This is a genomic window from Winogradskyella sp. (genome assembly GCF_965228925.1).
Classification (GTDB): domain Bacteria; phylum Bacteroidota; class Bacteroidia; order Flavobacteriales; family Flavobacteriaceae; genus Winogradskyella.
Genome location: NZ_OZ245845.1, coordinates 2,036,220 through 2,062,480, shown reverse-complemented (window position 1 = coordinate 2,062,480; position 26,261 = coordinate 2,036,220). Strand labels below are relative to the sequence as shown.

The 26,261-nt window shown below is 37.8% G+C and carries 17 protein-coding genes; 10 read left to right on the top strand and 7 right to left on the bottom strand.

Annotated elements, in window-relative coordinates; all coding sequences use genetic code 11:
- Nucleotides 1-36: 36 nt before the first annotated feature.
- The 5 genes from ACO052_RS08395 to ACO052_RS08375 all read left to right on the top strand — a co-directional run bounded on the left by ACO052_RS08395 (nucleotide 37) and on the right by ACO052_RS08375 (nucleotide 12,545).
- Complete coding sequence (locus tag ACO052_RS08395) at nucleotides 37-3,309, top strand: S41 family peptidase (RefSeq protein WP_422107561.1); 3,273 nt, start codon at nucleotides 37-39, stop codon at nucleotides 3,307-3,309.
- Nucleotides 3,310-3,572: 263 nt separating this feature from the next.
- Nucleotides 3,573-4,151, top strand: coding sequence for an RNA polymerase sigma factor (locus ACO052_RS08390; protein ID WP_422107560.1), 579 nt, complete (start codon nucleotides 3,573-3,575; stop codon nucleotides 4,149-4,151).
- A gap of 5 nt (nucleotides 4,152-4,156) precedes the next feature.
- Nucleotides 4,157-4,891 (top strand): tetratricopeptide repeat protein, encoded by a 735-nt coding sequence (locus ACO052_RS08385; RefSeq protein WP_422107559.1) that lies wholly within the window; start codon nucleotides 4,157-4,159, stop codon nucleotides 4,889-4,891.
- Between the two features lie 23 nt (nucleotides 4,892-4,914).
- Nucleotides 4,915-8,145 (top strand): CHAT domain-containing protein, encoded by a 3,231-nt coding sequence (locus ACO052_RS08380; protein ID WP_422107558.1) that lies wholly within the window; start codon nucleotides 4,915-4,917, stop codon nucleotides 8,143-8,145.
- An 86-nt stretch (nucleotides 8,146-8,231) separates the two neighbouring features.
- Nucleotides 8,232-12,545 carry a reprolysin-like metallopeptidase gene (locus ACO052_RS08375; RefSeq protein ID WP_422107557.1) on the top strand — a complete coding sequence of 1,438 codons (4,314 nt, stop codon included), beginning with the start codon at nucleotides 8,232-8,234 and terminating at the stop codon, nucleotides 12,543-12,545.
- A 48-nt stretch (nucleotides 12,546-12,593) separates the two neighbouring features.
- Here ACO052_RS08375 and ACO052_RS08370 read toward each other — a convergent pair whose 3' ends face one another.
- From ACO052_RS08370 to ACO052_RS08340, 7 genes are all read right to left on the bottom strand, one after another.
- Nucleotides 12,594-13,052 carry an RNA methyltransferase gene (locus ACO052_RS08370; protein ID WP_422107556.1) on the bottom strand — a complete coding sequence of 153 codons (459 nt, stop codon included), beginning with the start codon at nucleotides 13,050-13,052 and terminating at the stop codon, nucleotides 12,594-12,596.
- A gap of 102 nt (nucleotides 13,053-13,154) precedes the next feature.
- Nucleotides 13,155-14,465, bottom strand: coding sequence for a TolC family protein (locus ACO052_RS08365; RefSeq protein ID WP_422107555.1), 1,311 nt, complete (start codon nucleotides 14,463-14,465; stop codon nucleotides 13,155-13,157).
- The gene (locus ACO052_RS08360) at nucleotides 14,452-17,601 is read right to left on the bottom strand and encodes an efflux RND transporter permease subunit (RefSeq protein ID WP_422107554.1); all 3,150 of its coding nucleotides are present in this window, start codon (nucleotides 17,599-17,601) and stop codon (nucleotides 14,452-14,454) included. The genes ACO052_RS08365 and ACO052_RS08360 overlap by 14 nt, the downstream gene beginning before the upstream one ends.
- 2 nt (nucleotides 17,602-17,603) lie before the next feature.
- On the bottom strand, nucleotides 17,604-18,719 hold the full coding sequence (locus ACO052_RS08355) for an efflux RND transporter periplasmic adaptor subunit (RefSeq protein WP_422107553.1): 1,116 nt from the start codon (nucleotides 18,717-18,719) through the stop codon (nucleotides 17,604-17,606).
- Between the two features lie 9 nt (nucleotides 18,720-18,728).
- On the bottom strand, nucleotides 18,729-19,082 hold the full coding sequence (locus tag ACO052_RS08350) for a hypothetical protein (protein WP_422107552.1): 354 nt from the start codon (nucleotides 19,080-19,082) through the stop codon (nucleotides 18,729-18,731).
- An 11-nt stretch (nucleotides 19,083-19,093) separates the two neighbouring features.
- Nucleotides 19,094-20,332, bottom strand: a complete 1,239-nt coding sequence (locus ACO052_RS08345; protein ID WP_422107551.1) for a hypothetical protein — start codon at nucleotides 20,330-20,332, stop codon at nucleotides 19,094-19,096.
- Nucleotides 20,325-21,635 carry a DUF4270 family protein gene (locus ACO052_RS08340; protein WP_422107550.1) on the bottom strand — a complete coding sequence of 437 codons (1,311 nt, stop codon included), beginning with the start codon at nucleotides 21,633-21,635 and terminating at the stop codon, nucleotides 20,325-20,327. Before ACO052_RS08340 ends, ACO052_RS08345 begins: the two co-directional genes overlap by 8 nt.
- 212 nt (nucleotides 21,636-21,847) lie before the next feature.
- On the opposite strand from ACO052_RS08340, the gene ACO052_RS08335 reads away from it, so the two are divergent.
- The 5 genes from ACO052_RS08335 to ACO052_RS08315 all read left to right on the top strand — a co-directional run bounded on the left by ACO052_RS08335 (nucleotide 21,848) and on the right by ACO052_RS08315 (nucleotide 26,092).
- Entirely contained in the window at nucleotides 21,848-22,792 is a 945-nt protein-coding gene (locus ACO052_RS08335) for a DUF6268 family outer membrane beta-barrel protein (RefSeq protein WP_422107549.1), read from the top strand.
- Complete coding sequence (locus ACO052_RS08330; RefSeq protein ID WP_422107548.1) at nucleotides 22,770-23,777, top strand: Kelch repeat-containing protein; 1,008 nt, start codon at nucleotides 22,770-22,772, stop codon at nucleotides 23,775-23,777. The genes ACO052_RS08335 and ACO052_RS08330 overlap by 23 nt, the downstream gene beginning before the upstream one ends.
- A 172-nt stretch (nucleotides 23,778-23,949) precedes the next feature.
- A complete protein-coding gene (locus ACO052_RS08325) occupies nucleotides 23,950-24,288 on the top strand; it encodes a DUF4907 domain-containing protein (protein WP_422107547.1) in 339 nt (112 codons plus the stop codon).
- Nucleotides 24,289-24,450: 162 nt separating this feature from the next.
- On the top strand, nucleotides 24,451-25,383 hold the full coding sequence (locus tag ACO052_RS08320) for a sensor histidine kinase (protein WP_422107546.1): 933 nt from the start codon (nucleotides 24,451-24,453) through the stop codon (nucleotides 25,381-25,383).
- Nucleotides 25,364-26,092: a LytR/AlgR family response regulator transcription factor gene (locus ACO052_RS08315; RefSeq protein WP_422107545.1), complete on the top strand. Its 729-nt coding sequence runs from the start codon at nucleotides 25,364-25,366 to the stop codon at nucleotides 26,090-26,092. Before ACO052_RS08320 ends, ACO052_RS08315 begins: the two co-directional genes overlap by 20 nt.
- The last annotated feature ends 169 nt before the right edge of the window (nucleotides 26,093-26,261 follow it).

Here is a 26,261-nt window from a genome sequence, read left to right as displayed (position 1 = left end):
ACCTTAGAGCCTTATTAATCATTAATCAATCATAAAATGAAAAAAACATTTTTTCTGGTTGCTATGCTACTAGCCATAGTATCGTCAACAGCCCAAATCGATGGTAAACTTATGCAGTACCCCGATATCTCAAATACCCATATCACTTTTACATATGGTGATGATGTTTGGATTGCTCCAAAATCTGGTGGTACAGCCAACAAACTAACCTCTCCTGCAGGCCCCGAACAATTTCCACGTTTTTCACCAAATGGAAAAATGATAGCCTTTACCGCAAATTATAATGGCAATAATGATGTTTATGTTATTGACATTGAAGGAGGTATTCCTAAGCGTTTGACTTATCATGGCATGTACGATCGTGTATTAGGTTGGACACCGGATGGAAAATCAGTTTTATTTGCATCATCAAGAGAAAGTGGTCGCCAACGCTATAGCCAATTTTACACGGTCTCTATTAATGGTGGTACACCCTCAAAGCTTGAAGTCCCTTATGGGGAGTATGCCTCATTTTCAAATGACGGAAACAAAATAGCCTATACAGACAGATCCAGAGTGTCAAGAAATTGGAAACGCTATCGCGGTGGTACTGCCCCAGATATTTTAGTCTTTGATCTTAAAACGTTTAAGACTGAGAACATCACCACGAATAATGCCAATGATGAGTTACCAATGTGGATTGGCGAGACCATCTATTATATGTCAGACAATGGCCCGAATAAAAGAAATAACCTTTGGAAATATGATACCAAAACAAAAGCCAATAGTCAGCTGACTCAATTTAAAGATTTCGATATTACATTTCCAGAAAGTAGCAAAAGTCAAATCATCTTTGAAGCTGGCGGAAACCTCTATATCTATGACATTGCATCAGGAAAGACTAATGAAGTAAATATTCAGATTATCTCTGACCAAAAGGAACGTATCCCTGTAATAAAAAGTGTTTCAAATTATTTTCAGGATGCTACCTTAAGTCCGGACGGTAACCGTGTCGTCGTTCAGGCGCGAGGCGAATTATTTAATTTACCGGCTACAGAGGGATTCGTTTCCAATATCTCTAACACCTCGGGAACTGCCGAACGCAGTCCTGCATGGTCACCCGATGGAAAACACTTGGCTTATTGGAGCGACGTTGACGGCGAATATCAGCTGATGCTTCATAATATGCAGAGTAACGATAAACCTAAAAAGGTTACAAAAAACAAAAGTGGCTTTTATTACAGTATCTATTGGTCCCCTGACAGTAAAAAAATAGCCTTTGTAGATCAGGCCATGAAAATTAAATATATAGATATTGAAAGTGGGAAAGAAACGACAGTCGACAGCGGAAAGTATATGTTTCAAGGCAATTTGCAGAACTTTTCGGTATCCTGGTCACCAGATAGTAATTATTTTGCTTATGCCAGAGGTATAGACAATAGAGCTAGGTCGGCCATATTTGTTTATGACATAAAAAAGTCGGCAATTAAGCAACTAACAATGGGGTACTATTCGGACTATTCACCGACATTTAGTAAAGATGGCAAGCACCTCTTCTTTATTACAAACCGTACTTTCAGACCAGTCTATTCGGATATGGACAATACATTTGTTTATCCGAATTCCTCTAATCTAGCTGTAGCCACATTAGATAAATCAGCAGAATCTTTGCTGAATGTAAAAAATGATGCCCTCAAAGAAGTTAAGGACGAAAAAGACAAGGACAAAAAGAAAGGTGATGACGATAAAAAGAAAGACGACGACGACAAGAAGACGTCTGACAATAAAGATGAAAAAACAACAAAGATCGATTTTGACGGCTTCGAAAGCAGAATAGAACTATTAGATATTCCTGCCGGAAACTACAACAATCTCAATGCCGTAAAAGGTAAATTACTTTTTAATAAGTATCCAAATTCTGGATCCGGCCCTGGTAACTCAGCAGCATTGCATTATTATGATTTTGATCAGCGCAAAGTAAAAATGGTCATTCCAGATGTCTATAATTACAAAATATCTGCCGATGGAAAAAAATTACTGGTGAGACAGGGTCGAAAATTGGCGGTTATAGGTATCGGGGAGAAGAAAAAAATAGATAAGACCGTTCCTTTAGATGAGATGACCATGACTATCGTACCAAAAGAGGAATGGAAGCAGATATTCAACGATGTTTGGCGATTTGAACGTGATTTCTTTTATGATCCCAATATGCATGGCGTAGACTGGAAGTTAATGAAAAAGCGCTACGGTAATCTTGTAGAACAGGCTAATACCAGAAGTGATGTCAACATTATTATTGGTGATTTAATTGCCGAATTGAATGCGTCCCATACCTATAATGGTGGAGGAGATATGGAGTATTCGAAGCGCATGAATGTTGGGTACTTAGGTGCTGATTTTGAAGTCAATAATGGCGCTTTTCAAATCGTTAAAATTCTCTCTGGGGCGGCCTGGGATGCCGAAGTAAGATCCCCTTTGGCGAAACCGGGATTAAACATTAAAGAGGGGGAATATATTTTGGCAATCAATGGCACTCCTTTAGATACCAACAAACCTATTTCGGCGGCTTTGCAAGGCTTAGCGAACGATGCTATACAATTAACAGTTAATAGCAGCCCAAGCATGAAGGATTCTCGACATGTTATCGTAAAAACCTTGCGTTCAGAAACGCGATTGAGACATTTGGCCTGGATAGAAAATAACAGAAAACGTGTCGATGAGGCCACCAACGGTAAAGTGGGATATATCTACGTGAGAAGTACTGGTATCGACGGACAAAATGAACTGGTTAGACAATTCTATGCTCAGATGGATAAAGAAGGAATGATTATAGACGAACGTTTTAATAGTGGTGGTCAAATTCCTGACCGATTCATAGAGTTATTAGATAGAGAACCCCTTGCATTTTGGGCCGTTAGAGATGGTAAAGATTGGGCATGGCCACCAGCTGGGAACTTCGGGGCCAAAGTAATGTTGATTAATGGTTTTAGTGGCTCTGGAGGTGATGCTTTCCCAGATTATTTTAGAAAACGTAATCTCGGACCATTAATTGGTACAAGAACCTGGGGAGGACTCATTGGTATATCTGGTGCCCCATCACTTATTGATGGCGGCGGCGTCACCGTACCAACGTTTAGAATGTATGATCCCTCTGGAGAATGGTTCAAAGAAGGACATGGAGTTGACCCTGATATTGAAGTCATTGAAGATTTTGAAAGTCTGGCTAAAGGGAAAGATGCTCAGCTCGAAGCCGGTATTAAGGAAGTGATGAAACGTCTTGAAACTAGTTTTAAAGACCCTAAGCGACCTAAATATGAAAACAGAAACTAAAAAAATATCATAATTCCTAAAAAAGAATCGAAGGATCACTAATTATAGTGATCCTTCTTTATTTAAGCAATACTATGAATTTTATGGTCTAAAACATTAATGAGAATCACGTATTCCCTTGTGCTTTGAAGGTGCTTCAGCTAAGATCATATTATATACATATACGAGCTATAACAGCAATTTATCCTATAAAATATGATTTGGTAGCGACACATTTGTAATCATTCGAATTAATTGTATCTTTCTAATGTTTAGCTATTAACATGAGGGACGCATACAAGTTAGATTACAGACTAGAGGTCGTTGGTGCCATAAAACGAAATGACTCAAGCACTCTAAAACGCCTATATACAAACAACTACCCTAAAATAGAGGCCCTAATTCTGAAAAATAGTGGTACAAAAGAACATGCCAAAGATATCTTTCAAGAGGCCTTTTTAGCCGTTTGGCAAAATGTTAAACAAGATAAATTCATTCCACAAAGCGAGTCTTCAATTAACGGCTATCTGTACACCATAGCTAAAAACAAATGGATGGATGTCTTGCGCTCCCAAGGCTATAAAAAGACGATAACCGCTTCACACTTGTCCCATTTTGAAATAAAAGATGAAGAAAATAATGGTATTGATGATGACATTTTAAAAGACAAACGATTAGAAGATGTAATGCTAGCCTTTAAGAATTTGGGCGAGGCATGTAAAAGCTTACTTCGTATGTTTTATTTTGAAAAGAAGTCCATGAATCTCATAGCCGAGGAACTCAAATTAGATGCAGCTTCTACAAGAAATAAAAAATACAGATGTATGCAAAAGTTAAGACAAATAGCCCTAAATAATAATTAATAGCAATGGACTTACGTGACATATCAGAAGAAGAATTTGAAAGGATTGAAGCTTATTTAACACAAACGCTTTCGGATGAAGACTTGTCTGTATTTGAAGAACGACTACAAAATGAGGAGGGATTCGCAGAAAAAGTTGAAGATATAAAAACGGTATTATCTGGTTTAGAAGCCCAAGCCCTGAAAGAGCAGTTGGATCATTTTCATGATGAGCTATTAACGAATGAAGAGGACCTTATCGTCCCGCCTAAAGTAAAATTTTTAAACTGGAAAAGAATCGCTGTTGCAGCTGCATTGATCATTGCTGCAGGTAGTGCTTGGTTCTTATCGGGCAATCCTAACGAAAAGTTATATGCCAAGTATTTTAGTCCGGATCCCGGCTTACCAACTACCATGAGTAGTAATGCCAATTATGAGTTTTATGAAGCAATGGTCAACTATAAGCAAGGTGATTACAAAGTTGCGATTTCTAAATGGGAAAAACAGCTTATGGAACATCCTAAAAATGACACATTAAATTATTTTATTGGAGTGGCCTATTTGGCAGATGAAGAAGCACAAACGGCGATTCCATTTTTAGATACCGCTAGTAAAAATGCTAGTTTCCCACTTATCAATGACACCTACTATTATTTAGGATTGGCCTACTTAAAAACTGGAAGTTTAGAAAAGAGTAGGCAAAACTTAGAAAAATCTAGTATCGAAAATAGCAAAGCGATTCTGTCTGAACTAAAGAACTAACAACTTAAAATACATAGCTAATAATGAGACAATTTAACTATTGCCTAAGACCTTATGTACTTGTGTGTTTCCTTCTAATCGCGAAAAACTATAGTTTTTCGCAAAACAATGAACGCTTTGAAGTCAAAGCTATAGATTCTCTTATTGCACAACAAAAATTTAAAAAAGCTGATTCTGTTCTAAATACGACTATTGAAAAACTAACAAAAGCAAAGAATTACCTAAATCTCACAAAACTCATCTATTACTATGGCAAGATTCAATTCCATCTTAAAGATGAACAGGATGCCATCAATACTGTAAATGAATTCGCAAATCATATTACCAATCTGACAGATTCTTTAGAAGTTTCAAGACAAAAACATTTGGTTCTTGGGAGGTTCTATGTTTTTTTAAAGGATTACCCAAAGGCTAAAGAGCAGAACTTACTGGCGCTTGAAGATACACATAAAATACCCAAAGCGACCGGTGATTTATTCGGGCTTATCCACCACAATTTAAGTATTGATTACAGAAGAATGGGAGATATAAAGCAAGCCACTTTTCACAGTAAAAAGTCTCTTGAATACTATCTTTCCTATCCAAAGTCTGATAAGTCCAAAGTATTGGATGCCTACAATTCATTGGGAGCTAGAATGTGGGACGTTTATAAAATTGACAGTGCCTTATATTATTTTAAAAAGGGAGAGGCTATCATAAACAAGCTTGAGCCTACACCGATGAATAAATTCTATCATAAAGCAAAAACACAATCTAACATAGGCTCTGTTTATTCCATTCTTGGAGATTTGGAGAATGCTGCTGTGTATAACGAAAAAGCTATTAAAAACTACGATAACTTTATAAAATCCAAAGCGACAGGCAAAGATTTTTTTAAAGAAGAAGCTCGGCTGTTTTTATTATTGACGATTGAAAATTACGCTGCTGACTTGACGGATCAGGGCAATTTGGTGAAAGCAAGGGATCTACTTAATTACGTTCTAGAGTTAAAGACAAATGCCCTTGATAGAGACGAAATGGAAATAGCCTATACCTCATTACAACTAGGAAATACACACCTAAGGCTAAAGGACTATGAAGTTGCCGAAGGATACATTGATAAAGGCTTAACTATTTATGCCAATGCCAAAGAAAAAAATTACTTAGGATTGGCCGATGCGTATTACTACAAAGGTCTCGTTCTAGATTTTTACGGAGAGGTGGAAGATGCAAAATCTTATTACGAACAAAGTTCTGAATTGTACCAAAGTATTTTTGGAAGTAACTACGACAAATTTTACTTAGATGCCATGCAAACATTTTCTGGTTTTTATTCCAGAAACGGCTACGAAGAAAAGGCGATTGAAACAGCGACTACAGCCTATAACTATTTAGTTGAAAATCAAGGTAAACAAACACATCTTGAAATTTCTCAAGCCTTAAACCTTGCTACCATTTACTATACTTCAAAGAAATATGATAAAGCCTTGGAGTTTGCCAATAAGAGTCTAGACATCATAAATTCGTCCGTCAAGACTGCCGATAGCACTTACAATAGGCTCACATCGAGCTATAAGAAACCCTCCGCATTATTGATGAAGAGCAAAATAGACTTTGCGCTGACAAGAGATACATCTCAAGTGTTTTTAAAAGAGCAATTCAAAAACTTAAAGCAGGGTATATCCCTATTAGAACAGCAAAAAACCGTTTTATTCGAAGATAAAAATGTGTCCATGCTCATCGCTGATAATGATGAGCTTTTCGAATTGGCAAAAAAAACAGCAATAATGCTATTCGACATAACTCGTGACACCAAGTATCTTTTAGAAGCGCTTAACTTACACGAATCAAAAGTCTATAATAAAATAAGACAGCATCTCAATGTTGACTCCAATATTAGGTTTCAGGACATTCCAAACGAGATATTGGATAGAGAAGATGAATTAAAAAGACAATTAAACGCCAGCCTTCAAAGTAACGGTAATATCGAAGATTTCATAGCAACAAATAACGACTGGAATGCTTTACTCAATAGCTTAAAAAAAGACTTCCCAAAATATTACAAATTAAAGTATGCTTCATTTGTAAAGCCCTTGGAGCTAAGTGATTTAAAATTAAACAATGACACAAGTATTGTGAGATATCTCTTTGTGGACCACAATCTTTTTGCCTTCGTCATTAACAAAAACAGTATAAAACTTCACAAAATAAATGCTGAAAAGATTTTGAACTTGCTCAACATAAATGATCCTAGCACTAAAAACTACAAAGCGCTTTATGATTCCTTATGGAAACCTCTTTCTAAGGATATTAGTACCGATCATGTTATTATCATCCCTGATGCCGAGTTGTTTAATTTAAGCTTTGAGACCTTATCTCCTTTGGACGTCAACACTCATAAAGAGCTCGCCAAAACCTGTTTATTAAACAGCTATAACATATCTTATAACTATAGCTTATTATTAGTCGATCAATCTAAATCACCAACATTTTTTAAAGACAATTTCATTGCCTTCACTCCTGAATTTAATCAGCAAATGAAAACCAATTATGTCACGGCAATTAAAGACTCTATTTTTTTAGATAAAACGTATTTGACCTTACTTCCTCAACCTTTTACGGTTGATATAGCCGAAGAATACTCCAGATACTTTAACGGCAATTCATTCATCAACGAAAAGGCTTCCAAACAAATTTTTACTCAAGAAGCTAAAGAACATAAAATCATTCATATCGGCACCCATGCAGAATCTAATAACGTCTCTCCAGAGTTAAGTCGATTAATATTTGCGAAGCCCCTTGAAACTGAAGAACACATCGACAATAATTCTCTCTATACTTATGAGATTTACAACCAAAATTTAGCGTCGAACCTAGCCATATTAACTGCTTGCGAAACAGGAAAACCCAGCTATCAACCCGGCGAAGGTATGATATCATTAGCTCATGCTTTTAATTATGCTGGTAGTGAAAGTATCTTAACAAGTCTCTGGAAAATTGATGAACAATCCAGTGCAAAAATCCTAGAGTACTTTTATACCAACATTAAAGCGGGACTGACAAAAGATGAGGCGTTAAGACAAGCGAAACTCAGCTACATAGCTAAGGCCAAGGGACGCACTGTTGCGCCTCAATATTGGGCTGGTTTGGTATTAATTGGAGATGCCTCACCAATAGATTTGACATCACGCAGCTATACCTATTGGATTATCGGGCTTATGCTTCTTGTCATTGCTTTCATAATTTCTAAACGCCAAGGTTGGTTAAAATTATAATTGGAACTTTTTTAGCCAAAGAATGCTCACATAAATTGTTTTCAACGATGTAAGGATAAATGCTATTAACTAATCCTTATTTTGTGATGAAAACAGCTTTACGACACCTTATTTTTTGTTTATCAATATTATTTAATTTAGCGGGATTTGCACAACAGAATCCCTGGCAGCAAACCCATCTAACGAGCATTCCAGAACATGGAGAATTTAAAACATTCGATAAAGTCGATTATTATACCTTAGACCTAGAAGGTCTGCGCAATACTTTGGCAAATGCTCCTTTAAGAGCTAGGCAACTTAAAACCTCCGATGTTAAACTGGTGTTTCCAAATACCGCAGGACGTAGAGAAGTTTATTCTATTTTTGAGGCACCGACATTCTCTAAACGTTTATCCGCTAAGTATCCAAGTATTAAATCTTACATTGGCTATTCCAAATCTGGTGCTATCATAAGATTTAGTTTGGACCACAAAGGACTTCAAGCCACCATAATTGATGTAGACAGGACAACAGCCTACATCCAATATTTTGGGGAATCAAATAACTACTATGCTGTTTATAATTCGGATCAAAGCGATTTGGATACAGCAGGGTTCTCCTGTACCACTCCATTTGGGGTTCGACGCCAAAATACGTCTAGTCATCACCGGGATGCGAATGACCAGTTACTTAGAATATATCGATTGGCCGTATCGGCAACTGGAGAATACACACAATATCACGGAGGTACTGTTGCAGATGCCTTAGCAGCAATTAACGCGACGATTACAAGAGTTAATGTGATTTTTGAAACCGATATTGCCGCAACTTTTCAAATACAGGATTTTGACCAATTGATATACACAAACAGTATAACCGATCCCTACTCGGACTTTATTATCGGATCTGATCCCGATAACTTTGCTACATCCGATTGGTGGGGCGTTCAACTGCAGAACACCTTGTCTTCAGCTATAGGAAATAGCGCCTACGACATTGGTCACTTATTTGCGACAAATTCTGCAATAAACGGTAATGCGGGTTGTATTGGCTGTGTGTGTACCGATGATGATACCTTAAATAGTAACGACATGAATAAAGGTGCTGCCTTTACCTCATCCAATAATCCTCAAGGAGAATACTTTGACATAGTGGTGGCTCACGAATTTGGACATCAAATGGGGGGCAATCATACATTTTCCTTTATCGACGAGGGTACCATGGTCAATTCAGAACCCGGTAGTGGTTCTACACTAATGAGTTATGCAGGTATTGCTGGCAATAACAATATACAAACCCAACCAGACCCCTATTTTCACTACCATAGTATTAAGCAAATGACCGATAATTTTGCCACTAGCAACTGTTGGCAATCCAATTCCCCAATACCAATAACCAATAATCCTCCTGTAGCCAATGCGGGTAGTGATTACACAATTCCTATAGGCACAGCTTATAAACTCGTTGGATCCGCAACTGATGCCGATACCAACGATAATCTAAGTTATTGTTGGGAAGGTATAAATACAGGTAGTGTCACCAATGACGAATTCGGACCTACTTGGAACCAGGGATCCATGGTACGATCCTTACCACCTAATTCGAATCCTATACGATATATCCCCAATTTAACAAGGGTGATTAATAATCAGCTTACGGAAACCAATCCAAGTTTAAACTCCGATTGGGAAACCGTCTCCAATATTCAAAGAACCTTGGACTACGCCTTAACCGTTAGAGATCGTAGCGCCATAGGCGTTGGATTATCTGGGCAAACCAGTTACGATACCATGCAAGTTACCGTCGACGATAATGCAGGACCTTTTTTGGTGACATCACAAACAACCAACGATCTTTGGTATGTGGATTCTGAGCAAACCATTACCTGGGATGTTGCTGGGACAGATAGTGGCAATGTCAATACCTCTGAGGTTAACATATTATTATCCCTTGATGGTGGCCTTAGTTTCCCAGTGACCTTAGCCTCTAGTGTTCCTAATTCAGGAATGGCCAACGTCACTATACCAGATTTAAATATCACGACTATTACCAATGCCAGAATCATTGTAGAAGGCCATGGCAATATCTTCTTTGCCATGAATAGTTCGGATTTTACTATAGAAAAAAGGGATTTTATCTTGGAAACCTCGGAGACCTCTGTTTCAGCCTGTCAACCCCAAGATGCAACCTTTAACTTTACCTACGATACATTTCTAAGTTTTGGTGAAACCACAACATTCTCAGCTCCTAACCTACCTTCTGGAGCGAGTATTTCATTTAATCCCGCTAATGCGAATTCAGATAATACCGATGTTACAGTCACTATATCTAATTTAGCAGGTCTGTCAACAGGCGACTACAGTTTTGATATTGTGGCGACCGCTTTGAGTAGTAGCTATTCCGAAACCATTGAATTATCGCTTTTTGATACTGTGACTGAACAGCCCAATTTAATGAGTCCGATGGATACATCCTCGGACCAACCAACGGAAATCGTTTTTAACTGGTCTACGGATAGTAATGCCGAAGCCTATTTATTTGAACTAAGCGAAGATCAAAATTTTAATACTTTGGTCAGTTCTCAAACCACAGAAATTGACAGTACTCAAATTCAGCTCGAAGCTGCAAAGACCTACTATTGGAGAGTTACTTCAGAAAATGCCTGTGGTGCAATGACCTCTGAAATTAGCAGTTTTAGTACTGCAACTTGCTTTTCTTTTGGCGATAACAGCTTACCAATATCCATCTCCGATCAAGGAGGCGCGACATATACCTCTTCTATTACCGTCGGCGAAAATCTATTGATCAGTGATATCGATATTGCTATTGACATCACCCATAGTTTTACAGCAGATCTCGATATAAGCATCACCAGTCCCGGTGGTACTACAGTTAATCTATCTTCGGACAACGGAGGGGATGGACAAAATTACACCAATACCGTTTTTGATCAAGAGGCCACCCAAGAAATCACATCGGGAAGCGCGCCATTTTCGGGACGCTTTATCCCTGAAGGGGATTTGTCCCAATTTTATAATACGCTGTCTTCTGGAGAGTGGATCATTACCATAGTTGATGATGCCTTTGGTGATGGTGGCTCTATAAACAATGTCGAGCTGATGATATGCACCGAAACGTTTCGTTTAGATTTTCTGCAGACTAGCACAGCTGTTTGTAGTCCTGGCGATGCCACATTTACATTCGATTACGCAGCCTTTAACGGCTATTCTGGAATAACCACTTTTGAAGCTCAGAATTTACCCAACGGTGCTAGCATTAGTTTTTCGCCATCAAATATCACAACAGTAAATTCTACAATAACAGCAACCGTAACTGGCACAGGTAATTTGGATGCTGGCAACTATAATTTTTCGATTCTAGGGTCCAATCCTGTGGAGACCAGGTTGATTCCGGTTGAACTTAACATTTTTGAAACTATTATTGATCCTACTCAATTATTACTACCTGAAGATAACGGTCTGGCCAGTTCTGACAATATCACTTTTCAATGGAACGCCGATAGCAATCACAGCTCTTATTTCATAGAGATTGCCACCGACCAAAATTTTGGGACAATCGTTGAATCGGCTTCTGTGGACACTAACAGCTTTATGACCAGTCTAGAAGACAACACCACCTATTTTTGGCGCGTCACTCCATCCAATACTTGTAATTCGGGTCCAAGCTCTGATGTGTTTACCTTTGATACACTAGGTTGTTTTGATTACGATGCGACAGACCTTTGGCAAACCATTCCTGGGAATATGGTCGCCACCCTAACATCTGAAATTGAAATTACCGATGATATTTCAATTCAGGATATCAATGTGCGCATCAACATTATTCATAGTGTAAGAGCACAATTAGACATTACACTGACCTCACCGACTGGTACTGTTATTGAATTGTCTACCGGAAACCCAGGGGTTCACTATATCAATACCGTTTTTGATCAAGAGGCCACAACGTCAATAACTAGTGATATGGGACCATCTACCGGAAACTTTATACCTGAGGGAGATTTATCGACCTTATACAATACATCTGCTCAAGGTACATGGACATTAACTGTCGTTGATAATGTCGTCGGTGTTGGTGGGGACCTTCGTAACTTTTCACTAAATATATGTGCAGGAGTACCACTTTCTGTTGAAGATGATGATTTTAAAGCCAACGCTTTAAGCATTTTCCCTAATCCTAACAAAGGTACTTTTAACATCACATCGACACTTCCTATGGATGTTACTGATATTACTATTTTCGATATCAACGGACGTATGATACATCGTACTATTCGTAATAAAAATATGGGAATCTTGAACGAAGAAATCGCTCTTAATCAAATAGAATCTGGTGTTTATCTGATACAAATTGAAGCTAATGCTACCAAAATTATAAGGCGCATCGTTATCAATAAATAAATTACGAGCATAAAAAAGCCTTCTTAAAAGAAGGTTTTTTTGTTTTGGTTAGGCCCTAGGCTTATGAATCCCCCTATCGTACATCACAATACTACCAGCGACGGACACATTAAGGCTTAATTGGGATTTAAACTTTACTAAAAAATGACTTTTTTCAATAGCCTGTTTAGACAATCCATGATCTTCTGCTCCTAACAAGTAAACACAGCGTCTTGGATGGTGAAAGGTCTCCAAATCTTCAGCTTCATCTGTTAATTCAACGCCTACCAAGCGCGCTCCCTTTGGCAGATTATTAAAAAAATCATCAAAGGTATCGTAATGAAAGTAGGGCATAGCTTTTACTGCATTGTGCGTATCACAAGCTTGTTTGGCATAACGATTCCCAATGGTAAAAATAAAACTGGCACCCAAGTTTTGTGCAGAACGCCAGAGCACACCCAAATTTTCGGGTGTCTTACCATTTTGAATGCCTATTCCAAAAAATTCATTTACTAAGTTATCCGTCATGGAGACAAAAATAAGCGATACTAATAAAATGTAAGCCACATAGGTCTTCTCATTCTAATAGACCAAAAACTTTTAAATCTCAACCAATAGCTTTTTAATTCATTAGTCGATAAGTTTCCCTGCCAACTGTAATAGATTAATTTCAGCAATTTTCAGGTCATATTTTGCCCTCGCGCGATTATTCAAGGCATTAAAAAGATTAATCTGTGCCTCTCTAAACTGTACTGCCGATACCTGGCCTAAGCTAAACTGATTCTGGGTTCTACTAAAGTTAAGCGTATTGGTGATGACATTATTCTGCTCGGCCTCTAGTGTAAATTGTTTATTGGTATAATCTTCATAGGCGTTATACACCTCTTTTTTTAGTTCTTCCTTAGCTCTGTAGAGTTCAATCTCTCTGTTTTCTCTTGTAATCTTCGCCGTTTGTACCCTAGTTTTTGATTGGCCTCCATCAAAAATATTCCAGGATAAACTCAAACCCAAATTAAGGCCGTAAGCTTCGTTCTCGAGTGCAAAATTGGTCGGTGGATTGATACTTTGATTCCAGTTATAACTGACGCTTCCATTGATTTTTGGTAAAAACTTGGCCTTGTTTATCTCAATATCCAAATCGCTTAACAATAGATTCTGCTGATTTAAAAGTGAGGTTACATTTTCGGTTTCAGAACTTTCTAAAATAACATCTTCTTCCAGCCCCTCTAAAAACACCACCGTGGTGTCCACCTCAAAAAAGGCCGAAATATCCCTCCCTAAAAGCAGGTTAAGATTGCGCTTTGCATTTTTGTAATCTTTATTTGCCGCGGCATAGGATATATTGTCATTGTTAAGGTCTACTTGGGCATTGAGCTCATCGAGCTTCGTACCTTGGCCATATTTTAGTTTCTTCCTAGCCCGTTCTAAACGGTCTTCTGAGTTGGCTATATTCAACTTTAAATGCTCTTCAATTTGCTTTTGGTAGGCCACGTTGTAATAGGCATTATAGATAGCGATTATGGTATTTTCAATAGACTGTCGCTCTTGTAGCCTCTTTAGATTGAGGTTTTCCTCATTCTTCTTAACATTAAATTTTCGTTCCAAACCGTCAAAAATGGTATAGTCTGCCGTTATTGAGGCATTATACGATTCTGTAATAGCGCCAGTAATTTCGGCACTATTGCCATCTGAAAAAACAACATTCTGATTTTCATCCGAGTAGTTGACACCACCAGAGGCTGAGACCTTAGGTAAGTAGCCACTATTTAAGACCCCATTTTCGATATCAGAAATTTTGGTATCGTTTTTGGCAATACGGACATCGTAATTTTTCTCTACGGCCATTTTTATGGCATCATCTACCGTTAAAATATCTTGAGCAAAGGCCAATTTACTTATAAAAAATACGGCCACCATGTATAGGATTCTAAAATTCTTCATGTTCTACCTTTTGTTCTTTAATAGCCCGTTCTACTTCTTCTTTGGTAGGCTTTATACCCGTATTGAGATACTTTATATATACCTTAATCGTATTAGAGAAGGATAGGAAAATGGGTAGTATAAAAAGGGTTAATATCGTGGCTATCGCAATACCATAAGAAATCGCCAATGCCATAGGAATGAGGAACTGGGCTTGCAAACTTCGCTCTAACATTAAGGGAGCTAAACCTGCAATCGTCGTTATTGAGGTTAAGAAAATAGCTCTAAAACGTGCCTTACCAGTTTCGAAAAGGGCCTCATCAAATTTTAAACCTTGCTTTAAAAAGGTGTTGAATTTGTTGGTAAACACCAAGCCATCATTGACTACAATTCCTATTAAACCAACAATCCCTAAATAGGATAAAATACTCATAGAAAACCCATGAAAATAATGTCCCCAAGCTACTCCAATCAATGAAAATGGAACAAGCGCCAATAAAATAAAGGGCTGACTGAACGATCGAAAGGTGAAAACGATGACGACGTAAATTAGAAATATGATAGCGGGTAGGACTGCTGCTGCAGAATCCGCTATTTTATTGGCCTCGCGATTTTGTCCTTCTGCCGAAACCGTAACATCTGGATATTTTGCTTCAATAGCATCGGCTACTCGTGTTCTTAAATCTCTCATGATTTCAGCAGAACTCACCTTGGGATTGGCAATATCGGCTTCAACGGTTACTTCTCTTTCCCCTTCTAAATGATTAATGGCCACTTCGCCGCGTTCAATGGTATAAGACGCCACTTGTGATAGGGGCACTCTTCCATTTTGCGTACTAATTTCAATAGTATTTAAATTGCTGATGCTAGACCTATTAGCTTTGTCATATCGTACCCAAATTTTCACCTCATCCTGCCCGCGCTGTATGCGCTGTACTTCATTGCCATAAAAAGCATTGCGTACCTGTGCCATAAGACTACTATAGCTAAGTCCTAATAAAGTCGCATTCTCTTTCAACTTTAAGTTAATCTCCTTAATTCCTTTGGGACTTGTGTCTGTAATGTCCTTTACCTCAGGGTTTTGCTTTAATTCCTTATAAACAATGTCTTTAGCGGCGTTAATTTGTTCGATATCATCACCTTGTAATGACACAGATATGGGAGAACCGCCTACATTAGAACCAGAATTAAAGGAAAGTTTTTCTAATAAGGGTATGGTTCCTACCTCAGATCTAATCTTGTCCGTTATGTCTACCGAAGAGATAGAACGTGTTTCACTAGGAGATAGATTTATTAAAATCCTACTACTCGAAGAACTATTGGGCCCTATGCGCTTAACAGTCCCGACAATATGGGCTTCATTGAGTTCATTTGGCCCTAAATCCTCATTTATTTTCCATACGATATCCTCAATGTGAGACGCTATGGAATCTGTAATATGCTCGCTCGTGCCTTGGGGTGTATTAATGGTGGCAACAATTTGATCGCTGGCATTAGTAGGAAAAAATGTGAGTTTTATAAGACCATTTGAAAATGCCCCAAGCGTTACTATAAATAGAAAAAGGACAATAGCAAATGATAAAAACTTATGCTGTAATGCTTTTTTATAGACTGGCGCATATACCCTATCTTTAAGATAATTCATAAACTGTTCGCCAAGCTTGTTAAACCGTGTGACTTTATCAATATTTTTGATATCCTTAGAATGCGCCAAATGCGCCGGCAATATGAGTAAAGCTTCTATTAGTGAGACTAAGAGCGTAAGTGTAACGACAAGAGCAATATCGCGAAAGAAATCGCCAACCTGCCCTTCTAAAAAGAAAAATACGGAAAAGGCCAAGATGGTCGTTGCAATAGCCGACAGAATTGGCTTCATTACTTCTAGTGTTCCATAAACTGCTGCTTTAATCGGAGATTCTCCAGCTTCCCGTCGACTATAGATATTTTCTGCGATAACGATGCCATCGTCTACTAATATACCTATGACCAAAATCATCCCGAACATGGACAACATATTGAGAGTCACGCCATAGTTGGGCAATAGGATAAACATCCCTAAAAAGGATATGGGTAATCCAAAAGCCACCCAAAATGCAACGCTGGGCCTCAAAAAAAATGACAGTAGGATCAATACGAGAATCATTCCTACTAGTGCGTTTTCCAATAAAAGGTCTATCCGATCTTGTATGAGATCTGCACTATTAAAAATTGATTTTAGTTGTATGTTTTGGTGATCTTCATTAAACTGTTCTATATACGATTTTACACTTTCAACACTACCAATTAGGTCCTCAGAATTTGTATTGTTCAAATCTATTTGAATCGCTAGCTGACCATTGTAAAATAATTTGTCTGGGTTTTCACTAAAGGTATCATGAAGTGTGGCAATATCACGTAGATAAACCTTAGAGCCGTCGGGAGAAGATTTAACTACAATATCTTTAAGCCGATCTGCATAATACCCCTTGTTGTCTGCCCTTATCAAAAACTCTTCGTTATCTGTTTTAATGGATCCTCCTGAAATGATGATATTGGCTTCTGCAATAGATTTAGAAACGTCTTCAAAGGTTAAATTGTAGCTTCTCAAGGCGGTTTCAGAAATTGCAATTTCAATCTCCTCTTCTGGAAAACCTGACAGTGAAATTTGTGAAATACCATTAATTCGAAGTAAATCATCTTCGACCTCCTGTGCATATTGCTTCAAAATACTTAGTGGAACATTTTCGCCCGTAATAATGAAGCTTATCGCTGGTCTTACGGGTTTTATCGTCTCAATAACTGGTGGTTCTATGTCAACAGGAAATGAGGGGATTCTATCCACTGCATTTTTTACATCTTCCAGAATTAAGTTAATATCAAAACCAGATTCTATCTCTACAGTAATACTAGCGCTATTCTCTTGTGAAATAGAACTTACCCTATCAATGCCCTCAACACCCTTAAGATTGCGCTCAATTTTTTCTACGATCCCCTCCTCCACTTCTTCGGGAGAGGCTCCAGGATAGGTTACAGATATTTGAATGGTTTTGGCATCTGCCAAAGGAAAAAATGAAGAATTCATTTGTTGATAGCCCAGAAAACCAAATATCAGAAAGCCAACTATAAATATGTTGACAGCTACTGGATACTTTATAAAATAACCAAGGAAATTTTTCATAATTACTTGCTGATATCTACTTTCATTCCTGGGTAAGCGTTAGCTATAGTTTGGTCCACGACAAGCATATCCTCGTCCAAACCAGAGACCACAGCCATGTTTCCTTGATAATTGACCACTGTAACGGGCTTGATTTGAAGCGTGTTGTTCTCTACGACATACACGTTGTTGTTCTCGAGAATAAGCGCATTATCTATCTTAAACACATTGGTCAAATCATTCCCTTTTATCTGTGCCGTTAGGTATTGTCCATCTTTTAGCTGCTCGTTTTTTACTTCAACGATAACAGTTATGGTCTGTGTGTCTTGCTCTATTTTACCATTAATGCGCGAGATTCGTCCTTTAAAAGATTGGGATGTATCCATGGTCATCAGATGGACTTCTCTGTTTTGCTTTAAGAACTTATTTTCAGATGCCGGAACCGAAATCTCTAATTCGAATGTTGCATTATTTATGAATTCTCCTATTTTTTGGCCACTCCTTATAAGCGTTCCCACATTAACATTAGACTCCGTAACCACACCGTTATAGGGCGCTGTGATATAATACTTGCTCAAGCGCTCTTCGAGATTCTTTATATTAAAATAGGCACTGTATATATTCTTACCCGAAACAAAGAGTTTCTCTTTATTAGATTCAGACTCGGGTATTTTGGGTATTCTCGATGCGTTTAAATCAAAGTTTTCCAGATAGATTTCCCACTTTTTATAGGCATTTGGATAGTCGATCTCCATATCAGGAAGCATCGCTGCAATCTGATTCATTAAATCGCTTCGCGACGATTTAATCTGGGCCAAATGCTCATCGCTATTTACAATGATTAAGGGTTCTCCTTTTCGAAATGCATTACCCGTTTTAAATGGTGTTTTAGTCGATTTCAATATGCCTTGCACCTCACTGTAAAGCTCAATTTTTTCTTTGGCCTGAAGGGTTCCTGTAGCTTCAATAACATAAGGAATATTTGCTAATTCAACCGTTCTAACTCTAATGGATAAGGGTTGAGATTCTTCTGAAGATTCTGCAGGGTCCGAATTCTTTTTAGAGTTCATAAGGTTAAACACCATAAACCCTAAAGCCACAATAATGAGCCCTATTATCGTCGTTAAATACTTTCTCATGGGGTTCCGTTACATATTTTTCCTTAAGTACTTTCTGATCTTAGGCTCTAAATCATCCTCATACTTTTCGAGCTGTGCTTCCGTAAGTACCTTTTCCAGCTCAGCATTTTTCTCTTTTTTTATCTTTTTCATATCCCCCATTTTTCCAAACATAGAGCCTTCTTTATCTATAAGGGCTTTTTGTTGAATGGCATATTTTAGATTGATCTCTTCCACAGCTTCTGTTTGTACTTCCGTAAGGTTGAGCTCAGCTATCATTAATTTATTTTGATAGTCAGCCATATCTTTAGCTGTTAAAGACGTTTGGGCCAATGAAAATTGTAAAATCAATAGGGTTACTGCGGTAAAAAATGTCCTTTTCATCGTTTATTTTTTTAGTTATACTTCTTTTTTTGAAACCAAATATCAGTCAGGGTTAAATTGATATTCAGGGTATTGTAATTTTCTTCCACTAAAAAGCTATCCGTTGTTCCTCTATTGCCTAGGGTGTACGATATGTTTAATAGCGACCTTCCTCTTTTACTTATAGGTAAGCCAATCCCAACAGAGGCATCGAAGCTGCTTACCCTTGTGTCATCAATCTCTAAATAACCAGAGTTGTAGTTGAGCCCTGCACGGAAGTTGACACGTTTCCAGTACTTATAACTTTCCGAGTCGATGGTGTATTCCGCCCCAAAACTGAAAATATTTTGATCCACATAATCGCCCAAAGTATCGAACTGATCCGTTGAAGACCAAGACTTAAAGCTATAGTCAGCCGTAAGGAGTAATTGTTTAAATCTTTTACTAATACCAAAACCCAGTTCTAGTGGTAATTCAAAATCATCTATAGTCTCATCAGTAGTTTCCTCAAGTATGGTAAATGTTGAACTCGTAGATTTTTGAATAAAGGTGTCCCTTTTCCCCTTTAATGTTGTCGGAAAGTTGGCAACAAAGCCAAGATTATAATCCTTAAAAATCTTATACTGTAAGCCAAGACCCCATCTAAAAGCGTTATAATAGTTGTCTTCGCTTATGGCTAAAAGACTTTGGTCCGTAATGATTGATTCATTTTCCTCAATGCTACCAAACAAATACGACGACTTTACACCAACACTGAGATTTTTTAGCACTTTATATGCATAGTCTAGTCTTAGTTCATTTAAGCCTCCCGAGCCCACAATATTGGAACTAAATTGCTCGCTGCTGCCCTCAATATTGGTTTCAACACCAATAAGTGCATAACCGACATTGGTTGAAGGTATCAAAGACAGGGCGGCTACGGATTTTGAACTTAGACTGGAGGCTAAGGCGACATTAGAAAAGTTCGAAGCAAAACGAACTTCATCACTATCATCACTAGATACATTTTGTATTTCCGTATACATCCCAAAATCCAAAACAACACGATCACGCTGAAGCCAAGCAAAAGAAGCTGGATTGTATAGGTTGATGGTCTCCAAAGACTCTAAAGCAAAACCTGTCCGTCCCATACCACTGTTTATACCTGTATTAGAATTGCTTTCTACCCCTAAACCAAAAAGAGAATACGGTGAGCCCGTTAGGTTATTGGACTGGGCCAAACTCACTTGAACTAATAATAACAAAATAAGTACGAGCCTGTAATTAATCATATATAGCATAGGTTATAACTAGTTCTGCCTCAAAATCTTCGTTAAAAAAATCGTTGAATAGGATTTTATTAATACTGTAATTATAATCTAAGGGCAAGAGCACCAAAGCATCTTCGGTTTCTGGTTGTTCATTCAATTTAAAATCCAAATAATCGGTGACGGGTATATTGTATATGGCTTCATTGAGCTCCGAGTTTTCTTCGGTAAATGCCGCAAATATGAACTCATTGTTGTTGGATATTTGAGTTGCCACGTCATTATTTTGATCAATAATATAAAGTGCCAGCAGCTCACTAATAGGTTGAGTATCCGAATACCCTTCTGTACTGGGCTTTAGCCTTAATACAGCGTCCAATATGGTACCAACTCCGAGCTCATTGATATTTTTTAGAGATGGAAATTCAATCTTCGTAGCATATCCGGTTCCCGATTGCAAATACCCAAAATTATCAGTTTGCACGGAAGGCAAATCATCTTCCTGATCTGTAATGTTAGAAAGCTCTAAACCCGTAACATCAGTAACTATATTATTGTAGTAAGACACAGCAAAAGGACTAATAGAAAAATCAAGAATCTCCTCCTCGGCTTCAAACTCATTAGGTAAACTATAAAAAAGTCTGAGGTAAGTGGCATCACTGGCCGTACTAAATCCAATGATTGAACTATCATCATCTTGCCCCGGTTTTAAGGTAAACCCTTCTAAGGTTGTAAATAAAGATTCATCGTCAAGGATATCATTGTTCTTAATAGCATTAAACAAATCTTCACCTAAACTATAGGGCAAGGTAACATAGATCGAATCCCTATTGGGCTCTGGTCTATACTCAAATGCCACTAAAGGCGTCTCCTCATGAGCGATCTCAGTAGTGTTATAAAAGTTAAGCTCATCAGGTTCTAACTCATCAATGAGTTTGTAGACCTCTACAGATGCGGTCGCTGTGGTATCATTATAAAAGTAAGTGTCATAACCTAGCACAAGGCCTATACTGTCCAGTTCGGCATCTTCATCAATATTGTAATCCGTAGTATTTACCCTAAAGTAAGGCGATGCCGTAACCTTACCAAAAAACGCATCGTTGTATTGACCTAGCATTAAACGCTCATTGCCTTCGGTAATTATAGAATCGAATTTTATGGTCGACATGCTTACCGTGAAAGTATCTATGGATAACACACGTATACTTGTACTGGTAAAATCCTGCCCCACAATAAGACTGGGTTCCTCATCAATCGTATTGGAGCAAGCCAATATGATGACGAATATGCCTATTATTGGGGTAACTCGTTTTATCAAATTAATCATTGGGTCCGTTTTACACTGTAAAAAAAGAACCCCTTGGTTAATATTGAAATAGTAATATACCAACCATCTAAAGGTATCTACCAAAGCCATTTATCAGCCAATAAATGCTCTAGATGTTTATTGGTAGGGTAAAATCTATGTTTCATCTAGGCTTATAAGCGTCCCGTATATTTAATTCATGATGGATGCCACTAAGGGCTTATGTTAGCACCATGATGAGAACTAACATATGTATATCTGCCGTTGTACTCTTGTTTTTTAAAAGTGCCCTATCACAGCAATTTATAAATCGAGAACGTGGATTTGAACTAGTAAGGGTTGATTATACCGTCATACCAAGCCTTGGGGATATACAACTCGATAGACAAGGGGTTAATCTCAACTTTTTCAAAAAATTGAATAGCGGAGGTCTGCGATTGGGATTGGCTTACAGTAGATCTGAATTAACATTTAAAGACGCCGACGAAAGTCATCAGTTTGGAGATTTTGATAATTTCCACATCCTAAGATTCAATATGTCTTACATTAGACCATTAGCTAAGAATTGGTCCATTAATATCTCCTTGGCACCGACCTTATCTTCAAATTTCAAAGGGGCACTAAGCACAGAAGACATTATATATACGGCTTTTGGGACGGTAGGCAAACAATGGATAACAACCAATAAGCGTTCGTCCTTAAGATTTGGATTAGCTTTTGGAACCCAGTTTGGTTCCCCACTGTTGTTCCCTGTATTGTCTTATCAAAAACAAGTTAATGAAAAGCTAAGCTATGCCATCGGACTACCCGTAACTGGCATTTTTTATACGATTAACAAGTATAATTCTATAAACTTTAGAATTAGACCAGAAGGGGCATTTGTAAACAATTCTAACATCTTACGTATTGCTGGTGACGATCGAGACTTCGCAAATACAAAGCTCCAACTTAACGCTTTTAGTCTCTCGTTGGGGTATGATTTGCAACTCGATAAGCACTGGGTAACGACATTTAGCGTAGGCTATATTCCCACCTCAAATATCGAGGTATTGGACGACAACAATGATGTGATTTACGACTTTGAAGCCGATGAATCCATCTCAATAAACATAGGATTAAGTTTTAATATCAACAGGACAAAAAATAATGATAAAAATGAAACGAGGAGCAGAAACTAAATGGCTAATCATAGCCTTAACAGCTTTATTATGTTACACTTGTAGTGATGATGATAGTGATGACGATAAGATTGGAAACTGGGCAGAAAGATCGACATTTAATGAAGAACCTAGAAGTAGCTCAGCGGCTTTTACGATTGGTGACAAAGGCTATATGGGCACAGGTTATGACGGGGATGATTATTTAGGGGACTTTTGGAGCTACGACATGAACACAAATTCTTGGCAACAGCTTGCAGATTTTCCAGGTATAGCACGGAGTTCTGCAGTGTCCTTTACCATAGGTAATAATGGGTACATCGGTACAGGATTCAATGGTGACTCTAATGAGGAATTGGGTGATTTTTATCAATATAACCTTGATACGAATACCTGGAGTCCTATTGCAGATTTTGGTGGGTCACCGAGATATGGCGCTGTTGGATTTGAATCAGACACCCATGGCTATGTCGGTACCGGTTTTGATGGAGATGGAGATAAAAAAGACTTCTGGAAGTACGACCCCACTACCGATACTTGGGAAGAAATCTTTGGATTTGGAGGAGATAAAAGACGTGATGGAGCCACTTTTAAAATTGGCACAGATGTCTATTTACTTTCTGGAGTAAGCAACGGGATATATGAAGAGGATTTCTGGGTGTTTGATACTGTAGATGAAACTTGGACAGCGCTCGATGATCTCGATGATGACGATGATGATGATTTTATTATGAGGGCCAATGCCGTCGCGTTTAATCTCAATGACAGAGGCTATTTGGCCTGTGGCGAAATTGGTGGAGTGGCCATTGATATTGTGTGGGAGTACAATCCTGCCACCCAAGATTGGACAGAACGCACCGAGTTTGAAAGAACGGCGAGACGCGATGCCGTAGCATTTAGCAACGGAAATCGCGCCTTTGTGACTCTAGGCAGAAACGGCACCCTGTATCTTGATGATAATATGGAGTTCTTCCCGACCGAAGAACAGGATGATGATGATAATTAAGTCATACACCATTTTTGAGTTTTTATTGTTGATAGTTAGAAAATTGGTTTATTAAGTTTTAAAATAGTGCGATTAATAGCCAATTGGAGTCGGGTGGAATAATCTAGCAATTGTTATGAAGCCTGGCTCTTTCTTAAAACAGCATTAATGTTTATCGTAAATACCAAAGCCTGTGAAAGAAGCTCTAAAATACATATACATTTTCTTTACCATCAGTACGGCGGTGTTCTTCTTTTCCTATATGTTATACAATGAAGACATTAGCCAATCAAAGGATTTATATACACTTCATGTGATTGAAGAAAACAGTCAATGGATCTACGAGATCAATAAAAATGATCAACTTCTTATAAGGCAAGAATACATCCCTGCCGTAGCGGGCAAAAAAACATTCAAGACCAAGAGGGATGCCGAGGTTATTGGAACACTTGTTATCGACAAATTATACAAAAACAGCAATCCAACGCTTACGATTAGCGAAATTATGTCTAATAATATTAACTTTAATTAAATTTTGCCAATGCACATGGCCCTCTTAAAAAGGCATATCAATTTAAAGGAGTTATTAATACACGTATTTGTTTGGTTGTGTTTTTCTTTAATACCCATAACAACAGCCTTTTCTTTGGATTTCAAAAAAGTGCCGACTGAACTCTACTACAGGTTGCCCCTCATGCCCATATTATTTTATGTCAACTATTTTGTTCTTGTTCCCAAGCTATTGCTCAAAAAGCGAATTCTGGTTTACATTTTGGTATCGGTACTGTTCTTAACCGCATTTAATTACGTCATGGTCAAGGTCATTCCCCATTCCGCTTTTGCAACAATGGACAAAGAAGTCATCAGAAGTGAGATGCTTAAGCGCGATATGCCCATCCCAATAATGAAAGGGATGCGTTATGGTATACCCATGGTATTTTCGTTAGCCATTTTTTTGCTGGGCGGTATCTTTAGTTTGGTTATCGATTTTTACAAAAGGGAACGCCTTTCAAAATCCATGGAGAATCAGCAAAAAGAAATGGAACTGCAGTTTTTGCGAACACAGCTCAATCCACACTTTTTGTTTAACTCACTCAATAGTATTTATTCACTGGTAAGACGTAAGTCGGATGATGCTCCCGAAGCGGTAATTACCCTGTCCGAACTTATGCGCTATATGCTTTATGAAGTAGGCGAAACCAAAGTGCCTCTGGAAAAGGAAATCAATTATATTAAGCATTATATAGCACTACAACGCTTAAGATTAAAAAATACCGAAGCGGTTAATCTAAACGTTCATGGCGATACAAAACATCTAAAAATCCATCCCCTACTCTTAATTTCCTTTATTGAAAATGCATTTAAGTATGGTACGGATTATAAGGGCAATACCAAAATTGATATTGTCATCACCATTGAAAATAACCGGTTAAACTTTAAGGTCGATAACATTGTCGGCCTTTATAAAAAAGATGAAACGAGCTCTGGTGTTGGTTTAAAGAATATCGAAAACCAACTCCATTATTTGTATAAAGACAAGCATCAATTGACCACCAAAATTGAAGATGGCTATTATAAAGTTGATTTAGTATTAAAATTAGAACACGATGACCTGCATAATCATTGATGACGAACCTTTAGCGATCGAAGTGATTGAATCCTATTGCAATGCAATGGGTTCACTTAACGTAGTGAGCACATTTACCAATGCTATTGAAGCTATAGAGTTTTTAAATGGTGAGAAAATCGATTTGGTTTTTTCTGATATTGAAATGCCGCAAATCTCAGGCATCGATTTTATCAAATCCATAGAACACAATAGGCCATTTTTTATTTTTACCACGGCCTATCCTGAATATGCGCTAGAAGGATTTGATCTCAACGCTACGGACTACTTAGTGAAACCTATTCCATTTCCTAGGTTTATTAAGGCCGTTAATAGGGTCAAAGAATTAATGCTGCTTAATAGTCGGCCTAAAAGTTTTCAGCATCCACCAGAACCAAAAGAAAGCCAGGCTACACATGATGAATACATATTCATAAAATCCGAATACGAAAATCTAAAGATCAACCTGTCCGACATTTATTATATAAAAGGACTTAAGGATTATTTAAAGATCAACCTCGTCGATGCTAAACCGGTTTTGACCTTAATGAACTTTAATCAAATACTCAGTAAGCTTCCGGATCATACGTTTATAAGAGTGCATCGCTCTTATATTATTAACGCTGATAAAATTACTTCAATTCAAAAGAATAAGATTATTATCAATAACGAGCGTATCCCCATAGGAGAAAGTTACAAGGCTCAAGTTTATGGGCGTTTTGGAATTTAGCTTGAAGCTAGATGATCAGCACGAATACCTTTCTTTTTATAAGGACTAGGATAAAAAGAAAAGCTCATTATATTTTCTACAAATAAAAAACCTCCTTAATTGCTTAAGGAGGTTAACACAATACTATAGACTAGAACCTTACCCCTTTATTTGTCTATGAGTCTTGTGC

What these genes read in the sequence shown, in the direction of transcription:
- ACO052_RS08355 (WP_422107553.1), bottom strand. Translation starts at nt 18,719, where the DNA reads ATGAGAAAGTATTTAACGACGATAATAGGGCTCATTATTGTGGCTTTA.
- ACO052_RS08350 (WP_422107552.1), bottom strand. Translation starts at nt 19,082, where the DNA reads ATGAAAAGGACATTTTTTACCGCAGTAACCCTATTGATTTTACAATTT.
- ACO052_RS08370 (WP_422107556.1), bottom strand. Translation starts at nt 13,052, where the DNA reads ATGACGGATAACTTAGTAAATGAATTTTTTGGAATAGGCATTCAAAAT.
- ACO052_RS08340 (WP_422107550.1), bottom strand. Translation starts at nt 21,635, where the DNA reads ATGATTAATTTGATAAAACGAGTTACCCCAATAATAGGCATATTCGTC.
- ACO052_RS08320 (WP_422107546.1), top strand. Translation starts at nt 24,451, where the DNA reads ATGCCCATATTATTTTATGTCAACTATTTTGTTCTTGTTCCCAAGCTA.
- ACO052_RS08360 (WP_422107554.1), bottom strand. Translation starts at nt 17,601, where the DNA reads ATGAAAAATTTCCTTGGTTATTTTATAAAGTATCCAGTAGCTGTCAAC.
- ACO052_RS08390 (WP_422107560.1), top strand. Translation starts at nt 3,573, where the DNA reads ATGAGGGACGCATACAAGTTAGATTACAGACTAGAGGTCGTTGGTGCC.
- ACO052_RS08330 (WP_422107548.1), top strand. Translation starts at nt 22,770, where the DNA reads ATGAAACGAGGAGCAGAAACTAAATGGCTAATCATAGCCTTAACAGCT.
- ACO052_RS08375 (WP_422107557.1), top strand. Translation starts at nt 8,232, where the DNA reads ATGAAAACAGCTTTACGACACCTTATTTTTTGTTTATCAATATTATTT.
- ACO052_RS08315 (WP_422107545.1), top strand. Translation starts at nt 25,364, where the DNA reads ATGACCTGCATAATCATTGATGACGAACCTTTAGCGATCGAAGTGATT.
- ACO052_RS08365 (WP_422107555.1), bottom strand. Translation starts at nt 14,465, where the DNA reads ATGAAGAATTTTAGAATCCTATACATGGTGGCCGTATTTTTTATAAGT.
- ACO052_RS08395 (WP_422107561.1), top strand. Translation starts at nt 37, where the DNA reads ATGAAAAAAACATTTTTTCTGGTTGCTATGCTACTAGCCATAGTATCG.
- ACO052_RS08385 (WP_422107559.1), top strand. Translation starts at nt 4,157, where the DNA reads ATGGACTTACGTGACATATCAGAAGAAGAATTTGAAAGGATTGAAGCT.
- ACO052_RS08380 (WP_422107558.1), top strand. Translation starts at nt 4,915, where the DNA reads ATGAGACAATTTAACTATTGCCTAAGACCTTATGTACTTGTGTGTTTC.
- ACO052_RS08345 (WP_422107551.1), bottom strand. Translation starts at nt 20,332, where the DNA reads ATGATTAATTACAGGCTCGTACTTATTTTGTTATTATTAGTTCAAGTG.
- ACO052_RS08335 (WP_422107549.1), top strand. Translation starts at nt 21,848, where the DNA reads ATGATGAGAACTAACATATGTATATCTGCCGTTGTACTCTTGTTTTTT.